The 25,965-nt window shown below is 62.1% G+C and carries 22 protein-coding genes, 1 tRNA gene, 1 pseudogene and 1 riboswitch; of the genes and pseudogenes, 9 read left to right on the top strand and 15 right to left on the bottom strand.

The window, feature by feature from the left end:
* Positions 1–172: 172 nt before the first annotated feature.
* Positions 173–391, bottom strand: a riboswitch (cobalamin riboswitch).
* A gap of 151 nt (positions 392–542) precedes the next feature.
* The 7 genes from GDR53_RS16435 to xylF all read right to left on the bottom strand — a co-directional run bounded on the left by GDR53_RS16435 (position 543) and on the right by xylF (position 8,702).
* Positions 543–2,843 (bottom strand): Tex family protein, encoded by a 2,301-nt coding sequence (locus GDR53_RS16435; protein ID WP_193335526.1) that lies wholly within the window; start codon positions 2,841–2,843, stop codon positions 543–545.
* A 168-nt stretch (positions 2,844–3,011) separates the two neighbouring features.
* Complete coding sequence (locus GDR53_RS16430) at positions 3,012–3,470, bottom strand: YaiI/YqxD family protein (protein WP_193335525.1); 459 nt, start codon at positions 3,468–3,470, stop codon at positions 3,012–3,014.
* 10 nt (positions 3,471–3,480) lie between these two features.
* The gene (locus tag GDR53_RS16425; RefSeq protein WP_193335524.1) at positions 3,481–4,608 is read right to left on the bottom strand and encodes an S-(hydroxymethyl)glutathione dehydrogenase/class III alcohol dehydrogenase; all 1,128 of its coding nucleotides are present in this window, start codon (positions 4,606–4,608) and stop codon (positions 3,481–3,483) included.
* A gap of 71 nt (positions 4,609–4,679) precedes the next feature.
* Positions 4,680–5,318, bottom strand: a complete 639-nt coding sequence (locus GDR53_RS16420; RefSeq protein ID WP_193335523.1) for a DUF1345 domain-containing protein — start codon at positions 5,316–5,318, stop codon at positions 4,680–4,682.
* Positions 5,319–5,420: 102 nt separating this feature from the next.
* On the bottom strand, positions 5,421–6,203 hold the full coding sequence (locus tag GDR53_RS16415; protein WP_193335522.1) for an ATP-binding cassette domain-containing protein: 783 nt from the start codon (positions 6,201–6,203) through the stop codon (positions 5,421–5,423).
* Positions 6,204–6,214: 11 nt separating this feature from the next.
* Complete coding sequence (locus tag GDR53_RS16410; RefSeq protein WP_408639770.1) at positions 6,215–7,534, bottom strand: sugar ABC transporter permease; 1,320 nt, start codon at positions 7,532–7,534, stop codon at positions 6,215–6,217.
* A 124-nt stretch (positions 7,535–7,658) separates the two neighbouring features.
* Positions 7,659–8,702, bottom strand: coding sequence for a D-xylose ABC transporter substrate-binding protein (gene xylF / locus GDR53_RS16405; protein WP_193335521.1), 1,044 nt, complete (start codon positions 8,700–8,702; stop codon positions 7,659–7,661).
* A 226-nt stretch (positions 8,703–8,928) separates the two neighbouring features.
* Between xylF and GDR53_RS16400 the strand changes: the two genes are divergently transcribed.
* The 5 genes and pseudogenes from GDR53_RS16400 to GDR53_RS16380 all read left to right on the top strand — a co-directional run bounded on the left by GDR53_RS16400 (position 8,929) and on the right by GDR53_RS16380 (position 12,047).
* Positions 8,929–10,146 (top strand): ROK family transcriptional regulator, encoded by a 1,218-nt coding sequence (locus tag GDR53_RS16400; RefSeq protein ID WP_193335520.1) that lies wholly within the window; start codon positions 8,929–8,931, stop codon positions 10,144–10,146.
* A gap of 132 nt (positions 10,147–10,278) precedes the next feature.
* A tRNA-Thr gene (locus GDR53_RS16395) sits at positions 10,279–10,354 on the top strand.
* A gap of 175 nt (positions 10,355–10,529) precedes the next feature.
* Positions 10,530–11,026, top strand: a pseudogene (locus GDR53_RS16390) (transposase); the annotation flags it as partial.
* Between the two features lie 365 nt (positions 11,027–11,391).
* Positions 11,392–11,658, top strand: a complete 267-nt coding sequence (locus tag GDR53_RS16385) for a hypothetical protein (protein ID WP_193335519.1) — start codon at positions 11,392–11,394, stop codon at positions 11,656–11,658.
* 101 nt (positions 11,659–11,759) lie between these two features.
* Complete coding sequence (locus tag GDR53_RS16380; protein ID WP_193335518.1) at positions 11,760–12,047, top strand: hypothetical protein; 288 nt, start codon at positions 11,760–11,762, stop codon at positions 12,045–12,047.
* Positions 12,048–12,859: 812 nt separating this feature from the next.
* Here the strand turns inward: GDR53_RS16380 and GDR53_RS16375 are convergent.
* From GDR53_RS16375 to GDR53_RS16365, 3 genes are all read right to left on the bottom strand, one after another.
* Entirely contained in the window at positions 12,860–13,987 is a 1,128-nt protein-coding gene (locus GDR53_RS16375; RefSeq protein ID WP_193335517.1) for an acyltransferase family protein, read from the bottom strand.
* 684 nt (positions 13,988–14,671) lie between these two features.
* The gene (locus GDR53_RS16370) at positions 14,672–16,000 is read right to left on the bottom strand and encodes a sensor histidine kinase (protein ID WP_193335516.1); all 1,329 of its coding nucleotides are present in this window, start codon (positions 15,998–16,000) and stop codon (positions 14,672–14,674) included.
* 29 nt (positions 16,001–16,029) lie between these two features.
* Positions 16,030–16,581 (bottom strand): molybdopterin-dependent oxidoreductase, encoded by a 552-nt coding sequence (locus tag GDR53_RS16365; RefSeq protein WP_193335515.1) that lies wholly within the window; start codon positions 16,579–16,581, stop codon positions 16,030–16,032.
* Positions 16,582–16,822: 241 nt separating this feature from the next.
* On the opposite strand from GDR53_RS16365, the gene GDR53_RS16360 reads away from it, so the two are divergent.
* The gene (locus GDR53_RS16360; RefSeq protein WP_210321347.1) at positions 16,823–18,226 is read left to right on the top strand and encodes an FAD-binding oxidoreductase; all 1,404 of its coding nucleotides are present in this window, start codon (positions 16,823–16,825) and stop codon (positions 18,224–18,226) included.
* A 442-nt stretch (positions 18,227–18,668) separates the two neighbouring features.
* Here GDR53_RS16360 and GDR53_RS16355 read toward each other — a convergent pair whose 3' ends face one another.
* A complete protein-coding gene (locus GDR53_RS16355; protein WP_193335514.1) occupies positions 18,669–19,703 on the bottom strand; it encodes a response regulator in 1,035 nt (344 codons plus the stop codon).
* A 264-nt stretch (positions 19,704–19,967) separates the two neighbouring features.
* Here GDR53_RS16355 and GDR53_RS16350 point away from each other — a divergent pair, with 264 nt between their 5' ends.
* The gene (locus GDR53_RS16350) at positions 19,968–20,189 is read left to right on the top strand and encodes a hypothetical protein (protein ID WP_193335513.1); all 222 of its coding nucleotides are present in this window, start codon (positions 19,968–19,970) and stop codon (positions 20,187–20,189) included.
* A gap of 194 nt (positions 20,190–20,383) precedes the next feature.
* Positions 20,384–20,545, top strand: a complete 162-nt coding sequence (locus GDR53_RS16345; protein WP_193335512.1) for a DUF1127 domain-containing protein — start codon at positions 20,384–20,386, stop codon at positions 20,543–20,545.
* A 502-nt stretch (positions 20,546–21,047) separates the two neighbouring features.
* Here the strand turns inward: GDR53_RS16345 and GDR53_RS16340 are convergent.
* The 4 genes from GDR53_RS16340 to GDR53_RS16325 all read right to left on the bottom strand — a co-directional run bounded on the left by GDR53_RS16340 (position 21,048) and on the right by GDR53_RS16325 (position 24,085).
* Entirely contained in the window at positions 21,048–21,809 is a 762-nt protein-coding gene (locus GDR53_RS16340; protein WP_193335511.1) for an amino acid ABC transporter ATP-binding protein, read from the bottom strand.
* Complete coding sequence (locus GDR53_RS16335) at positions 21,802–22,464, bottom strand: amino acid ABC transporter permease (protein ID WP_193335510.1); 663 nt, start codon at positions 22,462–22,464, stop codon at positions 21,802–21,804. Before GDR53_RS16335 ends, GDR53_RS16340 begins: the two co-directional genes overlap by 8 nt.
* Before the next feature lie 8 nt (positions 22,465–22,472).
* Complete coding sequence (locus GDR53_RS16330; protein ID WP_193335509.1) at positions 22,473–23,114, bottom strand: amino acid ABC transporter permease; 642 nt, start codon at positions 23,112–23,114, stop codon at positions 22,473–22,475.
* A gap of 83 nt (positions 23,115–23,197) precedes the next feature.
* On the bottom strand, positions 23,198–24,085 hold the full coding sequence (locus tag GDR53_RS16325) for a transporter substrate-binding domain-containing protein (protein WP_193335508.1): 888 nt from the start codon (positions 24,083–24,085) through the stop codon (positions 23,198–23,200).
* Between the two features lie 401 nt (positions 24,086–24,486).
* Between GDR53_RS16325 and pdxR the strand changes: the two genes are divergently transcribed.
* Complete coding sequence (gene pdxR, locus GDR53_RS16320) at positions 24,487–25,965, top strand: MocR-like pyridoxine biosynthesis transcription factor PdxR (RefSeq protein ID WP_193335507.1); 1,479 nt, start codon at positions 24,487–24,489, stop codon at positions 25,963–25,965.

Genomic DNA, 25,965 nt, shown 5'->3' with positions numbered 1-25,965 from the left:
GCTGTGCCGATCGGCCAAGCTGTCTGATGCAACTATCGTGGTGGCATGGACGCGCCTGTCCCACTGGAACCCCCTGCTAACAGGCGGGGCAGACCAGGCGAACCCATCAGGCATAGACCAGCAGTGAAGTCGTCATGCGCCATCATCGTTCTCCGCGGCACACCCCGGCCGGGTTGAAGACAAGTTGATGGCAGGTCTCCTGGCTCACGGGTCTATGCGCTGTCTGGGCCTTCCCGATCCCTTGGGATCAGTGGCGATTCCAGCAGAACTCACCGCTTACAGTTGCGGGGGCAGCCACGGTTTTGCGCCCTGATGGGTACGTCGCACCGTGTTCCCTTTTAATCCCCTTTGGCCGGCAGGCCGCGAAGGAACCTTCAACATGGCGCAACAAGCCAGCCTGGCTCCCTGAAGTCAAGGGCGCAGCGCCTCGTGCCGCCAGATCGATCCGGGACAACCTCCCTCCCCTGGCGCCTGCCAGGGCGGCAAGGGCCGGCGCCGCTGCCAGCACGCCGCCTCCCGAGACCGGCCATATCGTCGCGTGCCTATTTCTTGGTGCGCATGGCTTCGCTCAGCCGGTCGCCCAACGAGCCGGTGCTGCGCGGCGCCTCCTGCGGCGGGCGCTGATTGGCGCGCAGCGGTTGGTCGCGCGGGCGTTCGCGCGTGGGCGCGGTGGCATCGATTTCCTTGCGCATGGTGAGGCCGATGCGCTGGCGCGGCACGTCGACCTCGACCACCCGGACCTTGACCACGTCGCCCGCCTTGACCACTTCATGCGGGTCCTTGACGAATTTGTCGGCCAATTGCGACACATGCACCAGCCCGTCCTGGTGCACGCCGATATCGACGAAGGCGCCAAAGGCGGCAACATTGGTGACGGTGCCTTCGAGCATCATCCCGGGCTTAAGGTGCTTGATGTCATCCACGCCCTCGGCAAAGGTCGCGGTCTTGAAGGCTGGGCGCGGGTCGCGGCCGGGCTTTTCCAGCTCGGACAGAATATCGCGCACCGTGGGCAGGCCGAAGCGGTCATCGACAAAACTCTGCGGATTCAGACCCGCCAAAGCCGACTTGTCGCCCATGATGGTGCGCAGATCACGGCCACAGGCGGCGACGATCTTGCGGGCGACGCCATAGGCCTCCGGATGCACCGAAGAGGCATCGAGCGGCTCGGCGCCCCCGGTAATGCGCAGGAAGCCGGCGCTTTGTTCAAACGTGCGCTGGCCGAGGCGCGGCACCTCCAGCAAGGCCTTGCGCGAGCGGAACGGCCCATTGGCATCGCGGTGGCTGACGATGGCTTCGGCAACGGACGGGCCCAAGCCGGAAATCCGCGCCAGCAGCGGGGCAGAGGCGGTGTTGAGGTCGACGCCCACCGCATTCACCGCGTCCTCGACCACCGCGTCGAGCGAACGGCCCAGGCGGTACTGGTCGATATCGTGCTGATACTGACCGACGCCGATGGCCTTGGGCTCGATCTTGACCAGCTCGGCCAAGGGATCCTGCAGGCGGCGGGCGATGGAGACGGCGCCGCGCAGCGAGACGTCGAGATCGGGGAACTCGGCAGCCGCCAAAGCCGAGGCGGAGTAGACCGAGGCGCCGGCCTCCGAGACGATGACCTTGGTCGGCTTTGGCGAAGGCAGGCGCTCGGTAAGGTCGGCCACCAGCTTTTCGGTCTCGCGGCTGCCGGTGCCATTGCCGATGGCGATCAGCTGCACGCCATGCTTCTTGATCAGCGCCGCAATCGCCGCCTGCGCACCCATGACATCATTGCGCGGCTGGAAGGGATAGACGGTCTCGGTATCGAGCACCTTGCCAGTGGCATCGATGACCGCGACCTTGACGCCGGTGCGGATGCCCGGATCGAGTCCCATCGTGGCGCGGGCGCCGGCCGGCGCGGCCAGCAACAGGTCCTTGAGATTTCGGGCAAAGACGGCGATGGCTTCCACCTCGGCCCGTTCGCGCAGCTCGACCATGAGATCGATGGAGAGCGAGACGCGCAGCCGCGTGCGCCAGGCCCAGCCGGCGACCTCGCGCAGCCAGAGGTCGGCTGCCCCACTGCCCTGAGCCTGCAGCGCTGCCGCGACAAAGCGCTCGGCTGGTTTGACCGGGTCGGTGACGTCGGCATCTACCTCGATATCAAGGCTCAAGAAGCCCTCGTCGCGGCCGCGCATCATGGCCAAAGCGCGGTGGCCGGCGACCTTGTTCCAGCGCTCGGCATGGTCGAAATAGTCGGAGAACTTGGCGCCGCCCTCTTCCTTGCCCTTGAGCACCTTGGCGCTGAGCATGGCCTTGTCGCGCATATGGGCACGCAGCCGGCCAAGCAGAGCAGCATTTTCCGACAGGCCCTCGACCACGATGTCGCGGGCGCCCTCGAGCGCTTCCTTGGTGCCGGGGACCTCCTCGGTGACATAGGCCTGCGCCAGCGTCACGGGATCGGCGCTGCGATTGCCCAGGATCGCCGCAGCCAGCGGGCCCAGGCCGCGCTCGCGGGCAATTTCGGCCTTGGTGCGGCGCTTGGGCTTGAAGGGGAGGTAGAGGTCTTCGAGTTCGGCCTTGGTGGCGGCCCCCAGAATGGAGGCGGTGAGCGCGGGCGTCAGCTTGTCCTGCTCGTCGATGGATTTGAGAATCGCCGCGCGGCGGGCTTCCAGCTCGCGCAGATAGGTCAGCCGCTCGGCCAGCAGTCGCAATTGCGTATCGTCGAGCCCGCCGGTGATCTCCTTGCGGTAGCGCGCAATGAAGGGCACCGTCGCCCCGCCATCGAGCAGCTCCACCGCGGCGCGCACCTGTTCAGGACGGGCGGCGACTTCGGTGGCGATCTGGGCGGCAATGCTTGTATCGAGCTGGGACATGAAGCTTCTTTGTAGTTGGGCTGGCGCGACCATAGTCGCACTGGCCGCAGGCTCACACCCAGGGCGGCACGATTTCCTCAGTTGTGAAGGCGCCGGTGAGACACCGATCATCCGTAACTGTGCGGGTACGACACTGAGCCCCTGCCATCACTTTCCTGCCCGATAGGCTCAGGCGCTCGCTTTCGCCTTGCGCCCCAGCGTATCGAGCGCACTCAGAAAGGCCGAGCGGTCGGCCGGGGTAAAGCCGGCATTGTAGCCCTTGCTTTCCCCGGTCTCGCGCAGGTGCTGGTTGAGTGCCCGCATCGCCAGCGCCATGCCAATGGAGGCCGGCGTGAACGGCTTGCCGGTAAAACCCAGCACATGGCAGCCCTTGTCGATGGCGCGGCTGGCCAGCGGGATATCGGCCGTGAGCACGATATCATTGGCTACCGCCTGTTCAACGATCCAGTCATCGGCAGCGTCGGCGCCCGCCGCCACCACCACGATTTTGACCATCGGATCGCGCGATGGCCGCACGCCGCCATTGCTTACCAGGGTAATGACGAGTCCCAGCCGCTCGGCCACGCGCATGGCCTCGGCTTTGACCGGACAGGCGTCCGCATCGACGAAGATGGTCGGCTGCGCCACCTATCTGTCCTTAGTAGACCACGACGCTGCGAATGCTTTCGCCGGCGCGCATCAGCTCAAAACCCTTGTTGATGTCTTCCAGCCGCAGCGTGTGGGTGATCATCGGATCGATCTCGATCTTGCCGTTCATATACCAGTCGACAATTTTTGGCACATCGGTGCGCCCCTTGGCGCCGCCAAAGGCCGTGCCCATCCAGGTCCGGCCGGTCACCAGCTGGAAGGGGCGCGTGGCGATCTCCTGGCCGGCTCCGGCCACGCCGATCACCACCGACTTGCCCCAGCCGCGATGGCTGGCTTCGAGCGCCTGACGCATAACCGTGGTGTTACCGGTGCAGTCGAAGGTGTAGTCGGCGCCGCCGATGAGATCGCCGCGGCGCTTGGTCAGGTTGACCAGATAAGGGACGATATCGCCCTCGATTTCCTTGGGATTGACGAAGTGAGTCATGCCGAAGCGCTCGCCCCAGGCCTTCTTGTCATTGTTGAGATCGACGCCGATGATCATATCGGCACCGGCCAGCCGCAGCCCCTGGATGACGTTGAGCCCAATGCCGCCCAGGCCGAACACCACCGCCGTGGCGCCGATCTCGACCTTGGCGGTATTGATCACCGCGCCCACGCCAGTGGTGACGCCGCAGCCGACATAGCAGACCTTGTCGAAGGCAGCGGCGGCATCGATCTTGGCCACGGCGATCTCGGGCAGCACGGTGAAGTTCGAGAAGGTGGAACAGCCCATATAGTGGAAAATGGGCTTGCCCTTGAGCGAGAAGCGCGAGGTGCCGTCGGGCATCAGCCCCTGCCCCTGCGTGGCGCGGATGGCGGTGCACAGGTTGGTCTTGCCCGAGCGGCAGGAATAGCATTCCCGGCATTCAGGGGTGTAGAGCGGAATGACGTGGTCACCCACTTTCAGACTGGTGACGCCCGGGCCGACCTCCATGACGACGCCCGCGCCCTCATGGCCCAGCACGGCGGGGAACAGCCCTTCGGGATCGGCGCCGGACAAGGTAAAATCGTCAGTATGGCAGATGCCGGTGGCCTTGATCTCGATCAGCACTTCGCCGGCCTTGGGGCCGTCGAGATCGAGCTCGACGATTTCGAGGGGCTTGCCGGCTTCAAAGGCAACGGCGGCGCGGGTTTTCATGAGCGAGATTCTCCTTGGCACTAAGTGGCCAAGCTTTGGCATGCGGGGCGCCGAGCGGCAACCCGACAAGCCTAGCCGCCGCCCCCCGCCATCATCACGTTCACGGCGGCGGCGAGAATGATGGTGTTGTAAAGATGGGAGAAGACCAGGTGATAGGTCAGCCGGCGGCGCATGGCATTGGAGGTCGCCTTGGTGTCTGACGTCGCCACGGACGTGCCTACGGTGTAGGAAAAATACACGAAGGCCGTGCCGTCGGGTTCTTCCTCACCCGGAAACTCCAGCCCACCCACAATGTCCTGCTTCTTGTCGCCACTCGCTTCGGGTGCCTGATAATACTCATAGGCATAGTGCGAGGCACCCACCGCCTGCACGGTGAACCAGCCCAGCAGCACCGAGCTCACGCTGAGCACCATTTCGGCGGGATCGGGCTTCTCGCCATTGAGCGCCAGGAACAGCGACACCACCGAGGCCAGCACCACGATGAAGACAATGAGGAAGATCCCGCCTGAGGGTGTATCCTCGTCGCGGGCATGATGCTTGAGATAGTCGGCGCTGAGACGCGGCAGCTTGATCGCCGCCAGCGCCAGATAGGCGACGAACAGGGCGTTGGCGCCAATCGAAACCGCGAATTTCGGGGTCACAAACATCGAAATCGCAAAGGCGAGCCCCCCGATAGCGAGCCCGAAATAGAGCGGCGCGTGCCGCGGCATGATCCGGTCGAGCACCGACGGGGAAGATGAAGCTGGCGGTTGTTTGGGCGCTGACATGTGAACCAAGGGGTGACGGCACTTGCGGACCTCACCCTAACGCGGTCAGCCCGGAATGGCTCCCGGCCCTGGCGTGGCACCAGGCGGTACCTTGCCCAGGATGATCATGCCCAGCACTTCGTCCTTGGTGACATCGCTGGTGCGGGCGCTACCCACCACCTGCCCGTTTTTCATCACCACCACCCGGTCGGCCAGGTCAAACACGTCATGGATGTCGTGGCTGATCAGGAAAATGCCGATACCATCGGATTTGAGCTGCTTGATCAGGTCGCCCACCTGGGTGGTCTCCTGCGGCCCCAGCGCCGCCGTCGGCTCGTCCATGATCAGGATACGGGCATTGAACAGGATCGCCCGGGCGATCGCCACCGATTGCCGCTGGCCACCCGACAGGGCCTTTACCGGCTCCTTGAAGCGGTGGAAGTTGGGGTTCAGCCGCCCCATTACCTCGCGCGCCTTGGACTCCATGGCCGCATCGTCCAGCGTGCCGATCGCTGTGGTGAGTTCGCGCCCCAGGAACAGATTGGCGGCGGCATCGACATTGTCGGCCACGGCCAGCTGCTGGTAGATCGTCTCGATGCCGTAGCCCTTGGCATCGCGCGGATTGTTGATTGTCGCATCCTCGCCATTGATGCGGATAGAGCCGGCATCGCGCCGATAGGCGCCCGACAGAATCTTGATCAGCGTCGACTTACCCGCGCCATTGTGGCCCAACAGCCCCACCACTTCGCCCGGAAACAGGTCGATGGAGGCATGGTCCACGGCACGGATCCCGCCGAAGGATATGGAAATGTCATTCATTTCCACGAGAGGTGTTCTGGTGTCCAGCATCACAAGGACTCCTAGTGTTTGTTACGGCGGTAGAGCGTATCGAGCCATACCGCAAAGACGAGAACCACACCGACGACGATGGACTGCAGCGGGCTGTCGAGCCCCATCAGCACCATGCCCGACTGCAGCGACTGCATGACCAGCGCCCCCAGCAGCGCGCCGGCAATGGTGCCGACGCCGCCGGCCAGCGACGTGCCGCCGATCACCGCCGCGGCGATGACATAGAGCTCGTCCAGCGTGCCCATGGCGTTGGTTGCTGCATTGAGCCGGGCCGAGGAGATCGCCGCCGCAATGGCGCAGAGCGCCCCCATAAGCATGAAGATCTTGACGGTCACCCAGCGCGTATTGATGCCGGCCAGTTCGGCAGCCTCGGGATTGCCACCCATGGCAAAGACATAGCGGCCAAAACGGGTGCGGGTGGATATGAAGGTCATGACGACGCCGACGCCCAGGGCAATCAGCACTGGAATGGCAATGCCATGGGCGATGAACAACCCGCCTTCGGGCACCACCAGGCCATTGGCCTCGGCATAGTTGGCGGCAATGCGCACCGGCCAGGGATAGGCATTGGCGACCGAGACCGCACCAATCACCAGCGCACAGCCGATCAACGCCAGCGTCGCCTCGGCCCAGATCGGACGCAGCGGGAAATTGAAGCGCAGGCGCTGCCGGCGCCCGACATAGAGCATGATCAGAATGGCGGCGCAGGCGATTATCCCCACCACCCAGCTCCAAAAGGCGCCGACTGACCCCGTCGGCCCGCCGCCCATCAGCTGAAAGGTCGGATCCATCGGCGCAACGGTGCGCCCCATGGTGACCCACCAGGCAGCGCCGCGCCACACCAGATAGCCGCCCAGCGTCACGATGAAGGCCGGCACCCGCAGATAGGCAATGATGGAGCCCTGCAGCGCCCCGATGGCGATGCCGGTCAGCAGGCCGACGGCCAGCGACAGCACCCAGATCATCGGATGGCCCAGACCCAGCCCGAGCTGGTTGGGCAGGATGTCGGTCTGCATCACGCCCATTACCATGGCGACGAGGCCGAGAATGGAGCCCACCGACAGGTCGATATTGCGGGTGACGATAACCAGCACCATGCCGGTGACCATGACGGCGACCGACGAGGTCTGTACCGAAAGGTTCCACAGATTGCGTGGCGTCAGGAACAGGCCGCCGGAAAATACGTGAAAGCCGATCCAGATGATGGCGAGCGCCCCGACCATGCCCAATAGGCGCGTATCGAGTTCGGTGGCCACCAGGAAACGCTGCAACGGGTTGCGCGCATAGACGCTGGGATGGACGGTGGTTGGAATGGCGCTTTGGTCAGCCAAGTCTAGTCTCCCCGGAGGCGCGGCGCCTGACCCGCTGATGGGTGGCGCCAACCTTTGTGACAGTGCCGCAGCGCGAACGCCGCGGCACCATCTTTTTCACAGATTGCTGTGGATCAGGGTGAGCTTAGTCGCAAGCGGCAACCGAACCGGCCGCCACGCCCTGGCACACCACATCCTTGGCAACCCAGCCGGCGTCGATGACGACGTTGAGGTTGTCCTTGGTGACGGCGACAGGCGCGATGAAGAACGCATTCATCGCCACGCCCTTTGGTCCGCCCGAGAACGGCACCACGCCGGTCACGGCATCGAGCGCCGTGCCGCCGGCCAGCTCGAGGGCCACTTCAGAAGCCTTCTTGCCCAGTTCGCGGGCGTCCTTCCAGACCGATACGGTCTGCGTGCCCAGAGCAATGCGGTTCAGCGCGGCGTGGTCGCCGTCCTGACCCGACACCGGCACCGAACCGGCCAGACCCTGCGCCGTCAGCGCCGCAATGGCGCCACCGGCGGTGCCGTCATTGGATGCGACGACAGCGTCGACCTCGTTATTGTTGGCGGTCAGGAACTGCTCCATGTTCGCTTGGGCAACTTCGGGGTTCCAGTTGTCGGTATAGGCTTCGCCGACATTGACGATGTCGCCGGAGTCGACTGCGGCCTGCAGCACTTCCATCTGGCCGGCAAACAGGAAGTCCGCATTGGGATCAGCCGAATTGCCCTTGATGAAGACATAGTTGCCGGTTGGCTGCACGGCAAAGACGCCCTGCGCCTGCAGGCGACCGACTTCCTTGTTGTCGAAGGTGAGGTAGAAGGCATCGGGGTTTTCGATCAGGCGGTCATACCCGACCACCGGAATGCCCTCGGCGACGGCAGCAGCCACGGCCGGACCGACAGCTTCGCTGTCCTGCGCCAGCACGATGATGGCATCGGCGCCCTGAGAAATCAGGCTTTCGATGTCGGTCAGCTGCTTGGATGCGGATGACTGGGCGTCAGCCGAGATATAGGTCGCGCCGGCCGCTTCGAGCACCGCCTTGATCGCGCCTTCGTCAGTCTTCCAGCGTTCTTCCTGGAAGTTGTTCCAGGACACGCCGACGGTGATGCCGTCCTGCGCATAGACAACGCCGGCCGTGCCGGAAATGACAGTCGTGCAAAGCAAGACCGCTAGAAACTTGTTCATGTTCGTCCTCCCTCGTGGGCCGGTCCTCCTGCCCACATTCGTGCCGGTGGCATAGCCCCAGCGGGCCCCCTCCACCGGCGCCCTGAGCATTAATTTCGCTGCTCGAAAAAAGAAGTCGCACGGCCACGCCAATTGAGTCAACATCAATTTGGCAGCCCCAAATAATACCGTTTGCGCTAAGGCACGGACAATGGTGTGTTGCGCTTCGAGGCGAGGAGAATACCGGTTGGCGCGTAATGTCAGCGACAGCGACAGCGTCCGGCGACAGAACCGGGGCCTGGTGCTTGGCGCCCTGCGCGTGCAGGGTCCGCTCTCGCGCACGGCGCTGGCCGCGGTCACGGGGCTGAGCCATGCCAGCATCACCGCCATCACCCAGGACCTGCTCGCCCAGGGCGTGATCGTCGAACTGGCCATGCCCGAAACCACCGATGCGCGGACGCGCGGCCGACCGGCGACCCTGGTCGGGTTCAACCGGGCCATCGCCGCCACGGCACTGGTGGAAATCGACGTCAACCGCGCGCGCCTGTCGCTGGTCGACTATGGTGGCGTGCTCGTCGACCGCATCGAGACCCCGCTGACCCCAACCTTCTTTGCCGAGATCGCCCCGGCAGATTTCCTGGCCGAGCGGCTGGGCTATCTCCAGCGCCGCAATCAGGACGATGGTCCGCCCATGCGCCGCATTGCCATTTCCGTGCAGGGCATTCTCGACCGACCCGGCCATGGCCTCAAATGGTCACCCATTGCCCATCTCGCCGGCAAGCCGTTTGGCCAGCAGTTGGCCGAAGCGCTGGCGCTGCCCGTGACCATCTACAAGCGTGGACGCCTGCTGGCCGAAGGTGCGCGCTGGCTCGATCCGGCGCTGCACGATGCGAGCGTCGCTACCGTCTTTGTCGGCTCCACCGTGGCTATGGGCATGACCTTTCGCGGCCAGATCCTGGGCCGCGGCGACGAGGGTGCCACCGAATTCGGGCATATGAACCACATCCCGAACGGGGCACTATGCCGCTGCGGCATGCGCGGGTGCATCGAGGCCTATGCGGCCGATTATGGCGTGCTGCGCAGCGCCTATTCGGTGCCCGACACCACGCCCCCCGCCCCTGCCGTTCCGGCCCAGGCCTATGACGACCTGATGGCCCGCGCCCCGGCGGGCGACCGCAGTGCCACCCATGCCTTCAATCAGGCCGGCCGCGCCATCGGCTTCGGCCTGAGCCGGATGATGGCAGTATTCGATCCCACCCATATCCTGATCGTCGGCCCGGGCGCCCGCGCCTTCCCGCTGATGCGGGCCGAAATCCACGCCGCCCTCAGCAGCGCCCTGGTCTGCCGCATCAATGGCCTTCCCGCCATCGTCGCCCATCGCGACGAAAAGGAACCCATCTTCAAGGGCCTGATGATGAAGGCGCTCAACGACATCGACCAGAGCGACTTTGCCGGCCTGGCCTGACCCCAAGCCTTGGACGCTTAAGTCCGGCAAGGCCCGCTCTTTGCCCCGCATTGACAGCGTTGCGGGGGTCACAATCTCACCCGCCTTGCCCATTGCAGGCCAAACACTTCGATGCTAAATGCCAGCGCGTGTGCCGGTATAGCTCAGTTGGTAGAGCACCTGATTTGTAATCAGGGGGTCACGGGTTCGAACCCTGTTGCCGGCACCAGAAACCTCCAGCATTAGTGCGCTCTTCAGCCATTTTCATTTTCGATCGTCCAGCCCGTCAATTTACAGTTTTTGACTTGGTTTACAGTTCGCCCGATTTTGCGGCCTACGACCCAGCGAATTCGAGCTTTTCAAGCACCTCATCCGCGCCGCTCGCCAGGTAGCTCACGGATGATGCGCTAGGCAAGGTGCTGTGCGCCACCTGGCAGCGCTGCCGCGTCCACTTCATGCGCAATGTGCTGGCCCATGCCGGCAAGAGCGGGCGGCGCGTCGCCGGTGCCTTCATCACAACCGCCTTTGCTCGGAAACGCCAGAGGCGGCCAGTAGCCAATGGCGGGCTGTTGCGGATCAGATTCGCCCCAAAGTGCCCAAGCTCGCCGCAATTATGGACGAGGCAGAGACCAATGTGCTGGCTTACATGACCTTCCCCTGGGAGCATCGCGTCCAGCTCCACAGCACCAACCCGATCGAACGGGTCAATGGCGAGATCAAGCGCCGCACTGAGGTCGTCGGCATCTTCCCCAATGACGACGCCATCATCCGGCTGGTCGGCGCCATCCTGCTCGAACAAAACGATGAGTGGGCCGTCCAGAGGTCGCGATATATGACACTGGAATCCGTCGCCCCATTGAGCGATGATCCTCTCGTCAGCCTGCCAGCCGTGGCTGGCTGATCAGCCCGGCCCATGCCGGAAAAGCGGTGAGGCCCAGCCTGAGCTACACCACGATATGGGGCACGATCCAGCTGTATTCGTGTCCTGCAATCTCATTGTGATTGTAGTCTAGGCCGGTTCCGACCCACGCCCACGCAGCCGTCCGACGGATGATCGGTTTCGGCTCGGGGTGCACCGCCGACTTTATGCGCCAAGCGATCCATGGGCAGTTGTATAGGGCAGGATGGCATGTGTGTCCTGGAGATTTTTCGATCCCATTTGATTCGAATTCTCGGTCTCTCCGGCCGGCAAAATGCTCGACGTGCAACTTTTGTGAAACTAATCGCGGTATAAATGGAAGGCCTTCACAACAGGAGGCCTAGCCCATGAAGAAGACCACGAAGACCAAGCCGCAGCCGTATTTTGCGATCGCAAACGAATTCTCGCTGCACAGCGACGGCCGCTGGTTGACTACCGGAACCCACGAGACTTTCCGCTCGGACAAGTTCCTTGAAGTCTCATCATGGATGAATGCGCGCACAGCGCTCAATCTCGGCATCACTTTCTTCGCCGACCATTGCATCGTCATGTCGAAGAGCCCTGGCAGCAAGGACATCTTGCTATGCACTTCCAGGGATGGCTTAACGGCGTAGCTCCCGAAAATAGCACGACTACAACCCACTGATCCGATTGTACTTTTAGACATTGTGCAATCGGCAATCGCCGGTCTATTAGTGTAGTCATATGCTCGGCCATGCCCAGTAAGGCAATTAACTTGCATTTAGCAGCATGCAAAGCTTGGCTCCGGCGGCTGATCGACCTGAAGAACGAAGTGCGCGGACTGCAGGTCTATGGCGTCAAGCTGCCGGCGCGGATCTATGACGCCCGGCTCGACGATTTGGCGCGCCAGGCCGTGAATTTCGACCCCACTATTGCCGAAGCATGGTCTGCTGCTGGATGCCCGCGGTCATCTTTACCGACGTTTCTCGAGATCAATCAGCGCGTGAGGGCCATCGCGCATGATGATCCGATATGCATCTGATATGCCGCGCCGGAAATTGGATTTGTGGACGCACTTAACGTCAAGCCGCAGTGGATAACCCTAGCCGTTCTCGGTCAGCCAAGTGGTGACCCCCGCTGTCGTCGTCGCCATATCCGGCCATGGAGCCCTCCTACGGGCGAGTTTCAGCCGGTCTGAGCCCAATATGCGAAGTGTAGGTGTGGGGGTAGCTAGGTAAACGCCCACCAGATCAGCCAGCCGACGATTAGGAACAGAGCCCATGAAAGCAAAGCCATCACTATGATCGCGGGCAGCCTGTGCCTGCGAAGCCAATCGATGCCGCTGGGTGGGTATCCCAATTCCAAGAGAAGTTCGTAGATCCGTTTCACGAGCCAGCTTTCGTCAACCTCTATGCTCAGTGCTTGAACACGGATCAGAGCACGAATATCCATCCGGCAATGCCGAGTGGTAAACGCAAGCTTAACAAGGCACAAGCAATGCGCCGATCCCTGTTTGGCCGTCGCTGCGTTAACCTTATCCACTGGTTCTACTGAACATCTTACACCACGTTTGCCATAATCATCCCGAGCCTGGCGCAAGCCTGGAACGCCCACGAGACCGCCAGCGCGGTCCGGTTCCCGCAAACACGCGAGGCTCGCATGCGGCAAAAATCAGCAACAGTCGTCCAGCGACTTGGGACCGTCGGGATGTTCGTCCTGCTGGGCCCACTTTTGATTATCGTCGGGACTGTCCACGCGTTGTTGTCTCGCCGCAACCGTAGCTAGATGTGGGACTGTGGGCGTCGCTTCTAGAGATTACTAAGGCCTAGAAACGTCGCCGTGAACTGACCCACATTAATAAGGGGTGCGGGGGCGATCTTCTGACTCAGCTTGCCGCCGGCCACTTCGGCGTTCCAACTGACGAAAGAAGGCCATGCCGGGTAACTCGACGAACCGATAGGTGACGCTGGAGCCCGCTATGACGAGGAGGAGCAAACCAAGCGTGAAAAGGTCGTCCTTGAACGGAAACCAAGCAGACACCGCTGGAGCTAGGCGAGCGACCACCATTGTGCATTGCACCACGACCGCCAGCAGCACGAAATGCACCATGTAGATCGAGTAGGAAATCCGGCCCAGAAAGGCGAACCAAGGCGCCTGCAGGGCTTTCGAAACAAGCCCGCGATCCATACTGAACACAAGGACGCAGGCGCTAAACACCAGCGGTGCAGCAAAGCTGAGCCACGTGGTGCGCGCGATGGACAAGTACGACAGGACCACCACCAAGGTCACCAGTTCGGCGATGGTCCATAAGAAGTCATTGCTATCGCTCGCTGCCGGCCGTGCTCGATAGAGTGAGTATGCAAAGCAACCAGCAAAGAACCCCGCCATGCACCTGATGGCGCCGAAATCGAACGTTGCGTCCATCCCGCGGGGCGAGAAATTCATCAGCACAGCGAGGCAGCTGATGACAATCACCATGGACACCAGGCGGACTGGTACCGCGAAATATATGACCCCACTAAAGACCAGGTAGGCCACCAGCTCCCCGCTGATGCTCCAACTTGGCACATTCCATGACAGTCCGGGGGTGGTCCCCAAGCTGTTCAACAAAAGTAGATTCTGCGTGATGGAGTTTGGGGCGGCAAAGCCGGTGAAAGGTTCAATCGAAGGGGCGCCGGTGGCAGTCAAGGCCACCTTAAGTACCTCGAACATCAACAGGCATGCCAGCATCACCATGTGCAGCGGCCACACCCGTCCCAGCCGGCGCCACATAAAAATGCCGACATCGCCAGTGTTTTCGATCCGGCGCGAGTAGCTGTGGCTAATGACAAAGCCACTCAACACAAAGAAAAAGTCGACTAGGAGGTAAAGCTGTGCGTTTTCGGGCACCCACCAAGGACGGGCAGTAAAATCGACGTGGACAGCGACAATACCCAGTGCTGCGAGGCCGCGAAAAGCATCAAGAGCTTCAAAACGTCTCATTCGACCACGTGCTGTTTCTGGCGCTTGAAGCCCGATGAAGCCATATTTTCCGGCTCTGGTCTATCCCTCAAGGTTTTTAGGCTGCGAGAAGCCTCAATGTAGCGGCTCCACTCGAAAGCCACGGGAGTCGCAGCCACAGACTGGCCCACCTAGTTCAGCGCTACGGCGTTCGTTTCAGACCTAGCCGGCTGCTATCGGGGGATTCCTGCACAGCAACTGGCGACACCAACTGACCAGCAACCGTAGCTGGCCTGAGAAGTCGCGGACGGGCGGCTTTCCACCCTTTCCGCCGCCGTGCCGTCGCGGCCTTCAACGACAAGCTTGTCCGAGATCCCAGCGGTCGACAGGTCTGGCGGACCTCCCAGCATCGGCTCCATGTTCTCGATTGCTATGGAGCTCAGCTGTGTAGCCTGCAGGTGCGGCGGCCGTCGAGCGTCTATGGCGGGCGGGTAGCAAGGCCAATCCGTTCAAGATAGGCGGCGATGTCAAATTCCATCGCACATAATTCCTTGTAGCGCTTCTGATGTAATGAGCCCGCTTACTGCCGTTTACTACCGTGTCACTATCATGGCCCCGCCCGATTAGAGGCAACTTTGGGCCGCAAACCAGATCGCGAGCCCCTGGCACAGCCCATGGTCACACCCGTGGCGGCGTATTGGCAGGCCGTCAATGACGCAGGCGAGCTTAACCGGCCTGCTCAGACGAGGCAGCATAAAGCTTTGATGGGCTGCTATAGGGAAAGATCAGGGTAAAGGTTGAGCCCTTGCCTTCGACGCTATCCACGTCGATCCGTCCCCTGTGTAGCACCATGATTTGCGACACGAAGTTCAGTCCAATCCCCGTTCCCGGAATCCCCTCGGCGGTGCGGGCGCGAAAGAAACGTTCACTGATAAACCTGAGCTCGTCAGCCGGAATGCCGACGCCACGGTCCGCCACGCTGATAAGGACATCGTTGCCCTGCTGGGCGCCGCGGACTAGTACAAGGCTATCGGGCGGCGAATATTTCAGGGCGTTCGACAGCAGGTTCTGGATGGCCTGCTCCAGAAGCGTGCTGTCGGCGATGACCAGTTGCGGGAGCCTCTCCAGGGCGCAATCGATGCGGCTTTGGTCCTGTTCGGGCTGGTTGTCGCAAGCGGCCGCGATCAGATGATGCAGGTTACAGCTACGCGCATGAAAGGCTATCTCGCCTTGCTCAAGCCGGGCGGCATTGAGCGTGCTCTCCATCAGCCTCGTGAGGCGCTGGCAGGCATTGCGGATCTTGCTGACCCTGGTGACGATTTCGTCCGCTGTCATTACCGTGGCGCGGCGCAACATGCGCTGCGAACTGGCATCGATGATCGAGAGTGGCGTGCGGAACTGATGCGACACCACCGAGGTGAAGGCACGGTGCAGGCGCGACACCTCCCGTTCCTGCGCCAATGCGGCTTCGGCTTGCGCCATGGTCCGGTAATTGCGGACCACAATGATGCTCACCAGCACACCCGCCGCCAGGGTAGCCAGCAGATAGCCGAAGATTTCGAGCAGGATCTGACGGCGACTGGCGCGCGAAGCCTCCTGCCGGTCCCGGCCGTCCAGCATACCGGCATTGGCAAAGTCTCGCATGGTCAGAGAGACCGCATGGGCATCGTCGTGCAGCGCGTTCAGGCCTTCGGCGTCTGCGCGATCCAGACCTGTCAGTTGTCCCCGCTGGCCATCAAGGATTTTGCGCACGCCCGCAATCTCGTTCTGATAGCTCATGCCAGCGACCCGCTCGGTCATCTGGCCCTCCTCGAACAGACGGAGCCTGCTGTCGAGCAGGTCGAAGCGCAAGATGACTTCGTCGCGCGCCACCCGCCCCATCTCGAACAGCAGCACAGAATCTGCCAGGCGCATGGCTTCGAACTGCGCCTGACTTGAAAACCAGACGACGCCCTCGGCCGGTTCACCCGCCAGGCGATTTTCGTTGACGGCCAGCCGGATGACCGCCGCCAGCAAGATGACGAACAGAACGGTCAGCGCCAGCGCTGCGGCCATGAACGGCCGCGACATCCACGGCCGTATTATCATCGCACCTGCAAGGCCTTGAGTTGCCAGACCCAGCGGTCATGCAATCGCCGGTCCTGCAATGCCGAGTCGCTGTCGCGCGGATAGACGATCCAAATCGGACCCTTGTCGCTGACCAGCATTTCCTCGCCGTCCATTTCGGTGGCGAGGAGCACATCGTATGTCTCAAAATCCTCCATGGGGATTTCAACCGTATAGTCGTTCAGTGCGGAGGCCAGGACAGTCGCCCCTGTCGCTCCCACGCGGTCCAGCACGGCCCGCGCAAGAACGCCCCAAAACACCCTGGTACCATCGGTCCATGGCGTCGATGTCGTGAGCTCGGAAATGCCAAGTGCGTAGAGCATGTCGCGATCAAACGCGGCACCAGCGTTACCATTGGTCACTTCGATACTGCCAGCAACCGTCAGGATAACCGGACCGGCTGGCGCGGGGAGCGGCTCCAAGGTCTGCCCGAAGGCGGACACGACAAACAGGGTAGTCGCCGCCAGACCCACAAGGATCTGCCAACCAGTGCGAAAAGTCCGACCAGACGTCCAGATGTTCAAAGACATGCCCAATGCCTCGTGAAATTACAGAACCACGCATAACAACTACGTCCTGGAGACACTGCATGCACGAAGAATCTTTCGATTGGCGCAACTATAAGTGTGTCCATCCAACCCTGTTCCAAGATGGGGTGGGATAAATTGCGATTTGCCCAAGCATCCCCCGCAAACGGGTGGGGATGCCAGACATCCTTTGCTCTATTCCGCCGCTCATGCAGCGCCATCGGCGCCAAATGGAGCAGAGAACATGAACGTCCACGCACGGGTCAGCGCCCCCATGATTGCGCCCCTTCTTGCCATCGCCATCGAAAAGCTCGCAGCGCGCATGGAAGGCCGGATCGTTACGGCCGACGCCGTCGACTACGATCCGTTGCGCGCCATCGCCCACAGCAACTGGGATCATCGCCCTCTATTTGTCGCTCGGGTCGCCAGCGCGCGCGACGTGGCCGACATGGTAGATTTCGCCCGCCGGCACAATCTCGAGCTAGCCGTACGCAGCGGCGGCCACTCCGTTTGCGGCCACAGCGGCAGCCAGGACGGTGTCGTCATCGACCTGCGCGAGCTGAATTCCCTCGATATCGACCTGCACAACATGACCGCCTGGGCGGGCAGCGGATTGACCGCCGGAGACTTGACGAGGGCCCTCGACCCGCATGGCGTGGCGGTCGGTTTCGGCGATTCCGCCAGCGTCGGCATTGGCGGCATTACGCTTGGTGGCGGCGTCGGCTATCTGACGCGAAAATTCGGCCTCACCCTTGACTCGCTGATCGCTGCCGAGATTGTCACCGCCGCTGGTAGTATCCTCTCCGTCGATGAGAGCCACAGCCCCGAGCTCTTCTGGGCGATCAGGGGCGGCGGCGGCAATTTTGGCGTGGTGACGCGCCTTTGCTATCGCCTCAATCCTTTGCCGGCGTTCACCGGCGGGCCCCTGGTGCTCCCGGCGACGCCGGCGGCGCTGAGCGGGTTCATCGCAGCTGCCAAGGCCGCGCCCGATGAGTTAAGCGCTATTCTGCTGGCCATGCCCGCCCCGCCAATGCCGTTCCTGCCGCCCGACGTGATCGGCACGACCGTGCTGATCGGCATGATGGCCTATGCCGGTCCGGACGACGACGCGCAGCGCGCGCTGGCGCCGTTCCGGGCGCTGGCCGAACCCGTTGCCGATCTTGTCCGCCCCGGTCCCTACAGCATGATGTATCTGCCTGAAGACCCTTCCATGGTACCAGCGCTGTCGATACGGACGCTGTTCAAGGATGATTTCGATCAGGACGATGCCGACATCATCCTGAGGCAGCTCGAGCGCTGCGACGCGCCGATGCGCATGGCCCAGTTCCGGGTGTTGGGCGGTGCGGCAGCGCGCATTCCGGCTGATGCAACGGCCTATGCCCATCGGGATGCTGCCATGCTTGTCGCCTTCCTTGCCATGGACGGCAGCGCCGAAGCGGCAGCTCGGCACGATGTATGGGCGGAAAGCTGCGCGGCGATGCTCGGTGGCGCCCAGCGTGGCACCTACGTCAACTTCCTGGGCGAACAGGGCTCGGACATTATCTCTCGGTCCTATGCCGGCGCCACCTGGCAGCGGCTGCGGGAGATCAAGAGCCGCTATGATCCAACCAACCTGTTCCGCCTCAACCAGAACATTCCGCCGGCCTGAAGCCGACCGTTTTTGGCACACAACGGCGCCGGTCCCATTCGGCTCGGCGCCGCCTGTCAGCCAAGCCTAAACCTCGTGACAACCCGCTGATGCGGTACCTGTCCAAAGCTTTTCGGGTTTCACCATCATGCGCCGCACGCTCCTGCTGTCGGGCCTTTACGTGCTCGCCCTAACCCTTTTAGCCCTGCCCTATGGCTTGGGCGCCTAACCCAGATGAGGACCTCAAATGCACCGGCTTTCCCAGCATACCGATTTTGACACTGCCCGCCATCCCGAGCTCTCCAGTATCTTCCGCAGCATTGATGCTGGCATTGCCGCCATCGTGGCGGCAGACCCCGCATTCAGGCCAAAGTCAGTCCACAGGCGCCACCATCCGTCGAACAAGACAGCTGGCCTTTCAGACCGGCGTGGCCGTGTGACGCGCCGGCCCGCCGCATGAATATCAATTGGGCCCCAGGGCCACCGGACTGGCAATGAAGAGGCTGATGAGGTCGGCCTGGCGATCGGTCTCGGTCTTGCGGAACAGGTTCTTGAGCGTATAGCTCACCGTGTTGCGCGACAGCCCGAACTCCTCGGCGATCTCATCCAGACGCAGGCCGCGCACCAGCGCCAGGGCCAGCCGGGTCTCGGCTGGCGACAGTCCGTAGAGCTGCGCCACCGCCTGCGCGGCATCGCTTGAGCGCCATTGTGGATCGGTGACAAACAGGCCCACTACCGGCTCACCCACGGCGGCCGCCCCCTTGCCGAGCGGACAGGCGACCGCAACCAATGCCCGCTTGCCGCTGTCGCGTTCCAGGGCGACCGCTTCACTGCCTTGGCGGGCGCCATTTGCCAGGCTCGCTATGGCCCTGTCGATGATGTCGCGCAGGGCCTGGGTCTGTTGCGGTCTGCCACCACGCAACAGCAGGTCGCGGGAAAGGCTGATGCCATCGCGCTCCTCCAACAATTGGTCCGCGCGCCGGTTGCGGAACAATACCCTGTGGTCGCTGTCGAGCAGGAAAACGCCCACCGCGATCCGGTTGAGCGCCTCATCCGCGCCCATGAGGGCGGCGCGCAGGCTTTGCCCCTCGGCGGCGTCCGTCGGCGGCCTCGTTCCTTTTATGCGGGCAACCTGGTCGAGCCGCGCTGCGATCGTAATCAGCATCAGGTCGAAGTCGATCGGCTTGGTCAGATAGTCATCGACGCCGGCTGCCTTGCCGGCGATGATGTCCTGCCGCCCCGCCAATGCCGTCAGAAAAACGAATGGCAGATCGGCAAGATCGGGCGCCTGCCGGACCCGTTGCAACAGGTCGAGGCCAGATATGCGCGGCATGGTGATGTCGCATAGCACGAGATCGAAGGAACGTTCGCGCAACAGGTCCAGGGCTTCCTGACCATTACCTGCTTCTTCGACCTGATATCCGGCGGCAACCAGTTCCTCGCAGATATCGCTGCGAAGGTCCGCCTCGTCTTCGACACAAAGTATCGTGGCACTCATGAAGTCGCCGCCTGCATCCCAATGTTGAAGAAAACCTTCACGTCACAACTTTCATGCGATCACACCATTATCTGGTCGAGCGGTGTCGCGCAAAAAACAACCTAATATCGAATCTCGTCTTTGTCGCGTTGCTTGTATCCAAGCAAGTAGGGCGCCTGCAATTCGGACAATCCAAGGCCTGGAGATCACCACACGTTTGGGTGGCGACGGCATCGCTGCAATCATGGTCTTTGAGCTGACCAATTGCATTGCGGAGCCAAAATCATGCCAAGGACTGAACACGACCTGCCACTGACTGCCTATGTCCTCATCGGATTGGTATTTGTGGGCCAAGATGTTTTTGGCTTGGTTCCAGCGCTGCTCCTCGCGCTTGCTTTTGTGGCGGTGCTCATCGCGTTGTCACTTTTCACCGCGCTTCTTTCCTGCCTCGCGCAGACGGGTTGGTCCGTGCCGCACCCACACAAATGGGTGGGGCCGCGTCGCTAAGACTTCGCTAACGCTAAGCCGCCGATGCCGTCAGGCCGGTGTCCGACTTCCAAACACTAGCCGCCCGCAGTCCTGCCGGGCGGCGCTTTTTTTTTCGCAGGGTGGCAGCAACAAAGCCGCAAAGGCCCGCCCGAACGGGTGGGGCGGCGTTCCCCAAAAAACTCTAGAAACCGCGAACTCAACCGGAGCAGAAAATGATCAGCGTTCTCGATACCTGGCGCGCCAAGCGCCGCATTCGCAACACCCACCAGGAACTCTATAGTCTCAGCGACCGGACCCTCAGCGATATTGGTCTGGCCCGTTCTGACATTCGCACTATTGGCGCGAATGGCCTGCCCAATCGGCACGGGCGCTGACAGAAAGCGGAGCTCGCCTTGATCGGTCACCTGATCAGCATGTGACCCGGCCCGGATAAAGTGGGTAGTGTTGACGACCACATATATCCCCCTGGTCTGGGCGACGCCGACACACTCGACGTCATCTCCAGGATCTACGATGCCGCGGTGAAGCGGCATCGTGGGGCTGCGTGCTCGCTCATTACCAGAAGTCTGTTGGCGGCGTTCCCGTGCGCTGTTCGACAAGAGCGTCAGCGGCAATCGCCACCAACTCTGTTTCATCGATGGCCGCATTGATCCAGTTCAGACCCTGATCTGTTCCGGCCAGCTGGTGCTTGGTCCAAGCAACACTGTGCTACTGCATTGGTGCGCTCTCGGCCGTTTGTTTCCAGCGTCCAGAGCCTATTGGCGACCTCAACCTGCATCCCCGAAATCGGACGCAAGAACGCTGCCAAATGTACCCGATCGACATGTTCCGATCGACGGCGGGCCATTGCCTGTGCAAGGGCAACTGGCGACAAAGCTAGTCCTGCCGATCCAAAAATCGGCGAACCCGTTCTGAAGCCGGGTTGGAGAAGAAGACCTCTGGGGTTGCCTTCTCGATGATCAGACCCTTGTCGAGGAACACCACCTGGTCCGAGACCATGCGGGCGAACTCCATCTCGTGGGTGACCACCACCATCGTGTAGCCCTCCCCAGACAGATCGCGCATGACCTGCAACACCTCGCCCACACGCTCGGGGTCGAGCGCAGAAGTGGGCTCGTCGAACAGGATCACTTCCGGACTCATCGCCAGGGCCCGCGCGATGGCGACACGCTGCTTTTGCCCGCCCGATAGCGTGAACGGATAGACCTCGGCCTTGTCGCCCAGACCGACCTTGTCGAGCAGCTGCAGCGCCAGTTCGCGCGCTTCGGCCTTGGCCATGCCCTTGACCTTGATGGGGGAGATCGAGACATTCTGGGCCACGGTGAGATGCGGCCAGAGGTTGAAGCTCTGGAATACCATGCCGGTGCGGGCGCGCGTGGCGGCCATTTCACGATTGGTCATCGGCCGGTGTTTTTCGGCATTATAGCCCATGCGCTGGCCGGCAATGAAAACCGAACCGCTGTCCGGCTGCTCCAGCCAGTTGATGCAGCGAAGCAGGGTCGACTTGCCCGAGCCGGACGAGCCCAGGATGCTGACCACCTCGCCCTTGTGGACGACAAGATCCACGTCGCGCAGCACCTCTATGTTTGAAAAACTCTTGGACAGCTTGCGGATCTCGACCGCGGGCAGATCAGACATTTTCGAAACCTCGTTTTGCGCCGAAAATGCCGGCTTTGCTGACGGCGAGCTCGATACAGACGTTGATCGCCCAATAGAGCAGGATGACGACGACGAAGGCTGGCATCGGGATGAAATAGCTGGCCTGGACCGCATTGGCGGCGGCGGTGAGTTCCTGCACGGTGATGATGGCCAGGAATGATGTATCCTTGATGGCATAAATCAGCTGGTTGCCGATCAAGGGGCGCGTCCGCAGCAGCAGCTGGGGCAGGATGATGTGGGTGAAGATCGTCCTGGGCATCAACCCATGGGCCTGCGCTGCCTCGATGGTGCCGGGCGGCAGCACCATTCGGCTCCCCCGCAGGATTTCGGCCAAATAGGCGCCGTGATAGACGATCATGGCGACAAGACCGGCTGTGACCGCGTTCATGCGCAATCCCAGCTGCGGCAGGCCATAATAGAGCAGATAGGCCAACACCAGGAAGGGCAGCGCCCGCATCGCATTGACAAAGGCGCGCAAAAGCCAGGCGAGCACGCCGCCCCGCTCAAGGCCGTATAGCACGAGGCACCCCAGCACGAAGGCGCCTGCGATCGATACCAAAAACAGCCAGATGGTGAGCCACAATCCGCTCAGAATGGTGTCGCGCGCTTCCCAGAGAATGGTCCATTCGATCATGGTCGTTCCTACATGGCCAGCCGGCTGGCCTGTTTCTCGGTGAGCGATTGCAGCTTGAGCAGCACGCTGATGATGATCATGTAGAGCAAGCCGGCGGCGAGGATGGGCGGCAGCGGCTCATAGGTCACGGCACTGATGCGGTTTGTGACGCGGGTGAGATCGACCAGCCCGATAATGGCGATGGCCGGGCTGCTCTTGATCAGGACGGTCATCTCGTTGACGAGGCCCGGCAGGCTGGTGGTGATCATCTGCGGCAGCATGATATTGCCGAACATCATCGCCGGCGTCATGCCGCAGGCGAGCGCCGCCTCCTTCTGCTCGGGCGAGAAGTTGAGAAAGGCCGTGCGCCAGATTTCGGCGTTGAAGGCTGCGGTATTCAAGGTCAACGCAATGATTGCAACGGTGTAGCGATCCAGCGAGAGACCCAATGTGGGTGCGGCCAGAAACAGAAACAGCACCAGCGTTACCAGCGGCGTGGCGCGCGCCAGGCTCACATAGACGGCCATTATCTGGTCGATGACGGGAATACGCGCGGATCGCACAAGCGCAATGACTAGGCCGATCACCAGCCCCATCGCAATGGAAACGCCCGAAACCCATAGCGTCACCCAAGCCCCTTCCAGCAGCAGCAACCAGGCTCGTTCGGTCATAGGGGGTTCCGTTGTTGCCAGCGGGAAAGGCAGGGAGGGCGCAAACTGTCAGGCCCGGTGCGGACGCACCGGGCCTGACGAAATCAGTTCATGCCGGCCAGTTCGTGGAATTGATCGACCTCCTGGATCGGCACGATCGGCAGGGTAGGAAAGGTCTCGCCGAACCATTTTTCCTGCAGCTCGGCCAATCGACCATTGTCGCGGATCAGGGTCATGAAGCCGCTGGCAAATTCGAGCAGTTCGGGGCTCTCCTTGGGGATCGGCCAGGCGGCAAAGCCATCACCCGAGACGGCGATGCCCTTCTCGAAGACGTCGCCGCGATTCTTGACCAGATCATTGATCGAGATGAGGGCGTTGATCACATAGTCGAGGCGCTGGTTGGCCAGATCGGCATAGGCTTCGGGATAGGACTGGTACTCGACCACCTCCCCCATCTCGCAATTGACCTCGGCCATCATTGCTTCGAGTTCGGGCAAGCGAGCCAGCAGAGCGCTGCCGGCCTGCACGCCAACGGTCTTGCCGCACAGGCTGGCAATGTCGCTTAGGCGATCATCGCCCAGGCGCTTGACATAGAAGTGCTGTGCAGAGGCAAAGGGTGGGGCAAAGTTGAACACCCGCAGTCGTTCATCGGTGACCAGCGCGCCGGTAAAGGCCAGGTCGTACTGCCCGGACGACACCGAGGCCAGAAGCCCGGTCCAGGGCAGGATTTCCTGGCGCACCTCGATGCCTTGCTCGGTGGCATAGGCCTGCATGTCGACGAGGAGTTCCTTGTGGAAGCCCTCCGGCTGGCCGTCGACGATAAAGTTGAACGGTGCGTAGTCGTCTTCGGTAGCCACCGTCATGTAGCCGCGGGTTTTGATATCCGCCATGTCGGCATGGGCTGACAGTGTGCCGGCCAATACCGCCCCCGCGATAACCAGATGACGCAGAAGGCGAGACGAAAGGACCGGCGTCGTTCTCTGATGCTGCATGACTCTATGCTCCTGTCGCTTGTTCGATCGGGTGCCGGCATGTCGCTCAGGTTTGCCGACTTTGTAGGCTGAGCATAGGATTGCCTATTCAAGAGGCGGTAGTGCCAGTTTCTGCGCGGTCTTGGGTCAGATGAACCAGCCAGGACCAGCGCCCAGTTTTTTTACAGGACCATCACCGCAAGCATCCTCTGGCCAAGGAATGCCATCGAACTGGCACTAACCCAGGAAGCGCTGCACCCCTAGACTCCTGCGGGAATGGAGTGGTGACGATGCACAATGGGGCTACCGATCGCGGGATGGAACGGCCGCACCAGACCCCCTACCCGACCTCCCGCCGCCACTTTCGGTCGGTTGGCGCAACAATTGCATCGTCTGCCATGCACCAGACAGCGGAGCGGCAGATGCACGACCACTTTTTTCCCATGCGGTTCGTTGCGGAACGAAGCCTGCAGGAGCAACTGCGTGAATCCATGGTGTCGGCTATTCTGGCGGGCCACTTCGCCGCCGATAAGCCTTTGCCATCCTGCCGCAAGTTGGCCGAGCAACTGTCGGTGTCGCGAAACACCGTCAACGCCGTCTACGAAGGCCTGGTCGACAGCGGCTATATCCGTAGCCGGCCCAAGAAGGGCTTTTTCCTCGACGATGCCTATGCGGGCTCGGGTGAGCGCCTCGAGGCACCAGTAAAGAACACCCAGAGTGAAAATCCCTCCGGCTCGGGCCCCGATTGGGAAAACCGCTTCCAGCTCCGCCCGGGGCTGATGTCCAGCGTTGCCAAGCCACAGGACTGGGCCAGCTATCCCTACCCTTTCGTCTACGGCCAGCCTATGCGCGACCTTTTTCCGCTTGAGCGCTGGCGGCAATCCTCGCGCAGGGCGCTCAAAGCCGAGAGCGCCGACAGCTGGCTGAACGACCGTTTCGATCGCGACGACGAGATGCTCATCGAGCAGCTGCGCAGCCGGGTCCTGCCCAAGCGCGGCATCTGGGCCCAGCCCAACGAAATCCTCATCACCATCGGCTCGCAGAACGCGCTTTACCTGCTGGCCGCCCTGCTGATGGGCCGCAACACCACGGTCGCACTGGAAACCCCAGGCTATCGGGACGCACTGTCGATTTTCGAGTTGCATGGCGCGCGCATCCAGCTGCATGGCCTTGACGCCGAGGGCATGACCATCGGTCCTGACCTGGCCGGCAGTGACTACGTCTATCTGACGCCCAGCCACCAGGTGCCCACCGGCATATCGATGAGTGCCGGCCGACGCGCGCAGCTGATGGAGATGGCCGCGCGCAACGACCAGATCATCATCGAAGATGACTATGATGCCGAACTCAACCTCGATCGTGACGCGCTGCCCGCCCTCAAGTCGGACGACACGGCCGGACGGGTGATCTATGTCAGCAGCCTCTCCAAGCCGTTCTCGCCGGGGCTCCGCCTGGGCTATCTGGTCGCTGATGCCGATCTCGTGGACGAATTGCGGGCGCTACGGCGCCTGATGTATCGCCATCCGCCCCTCAACAATCAGCGCATGCTCGCCGAGTTTCTGGCGCAAGGCTATTACGACGTGCACCTGCGTGGCTTCCGCGCCGAACATGCCCGTCGACGTGACGTGCTGGAAAAGGCGCTGCGCAGCGATCTGGATGCCTGCAGCCGCATCGGCTCGAGCAGTGCCAGTGCCTTCTGGCTGGCGGCCCCCAGCGCGGTGGATACCCGCAAACTCGCCTGGGCCGCCGCGAAAAAGGGCGTGATCGTCGAACACGGTGAGCAGTTCTTTCTCGGCGGCACCGCTCCGTCCAATTTCATGCGGCTTGGCTTCAACGCCATCGAGGCCGATCGCATCGGCACCGGCGTGGGCATTCTGGCCGACGTCATGGACCGCCTCTGA

Origin of the sequence: Devosia beringensis (assembly GCF_014926585.1) — a bacterium.
GTDB classification, from domain to species: Bacteria; Pseudomonadota; Alphaproteobacteria; order Rhizobiales; family Devosiaceae; genus Devosia; species Devosia beringensis.
Note: the sequence above shows the minus strand (reverse complement) of the source record. Positions and strands in the feature narration are given on the sequence as shown.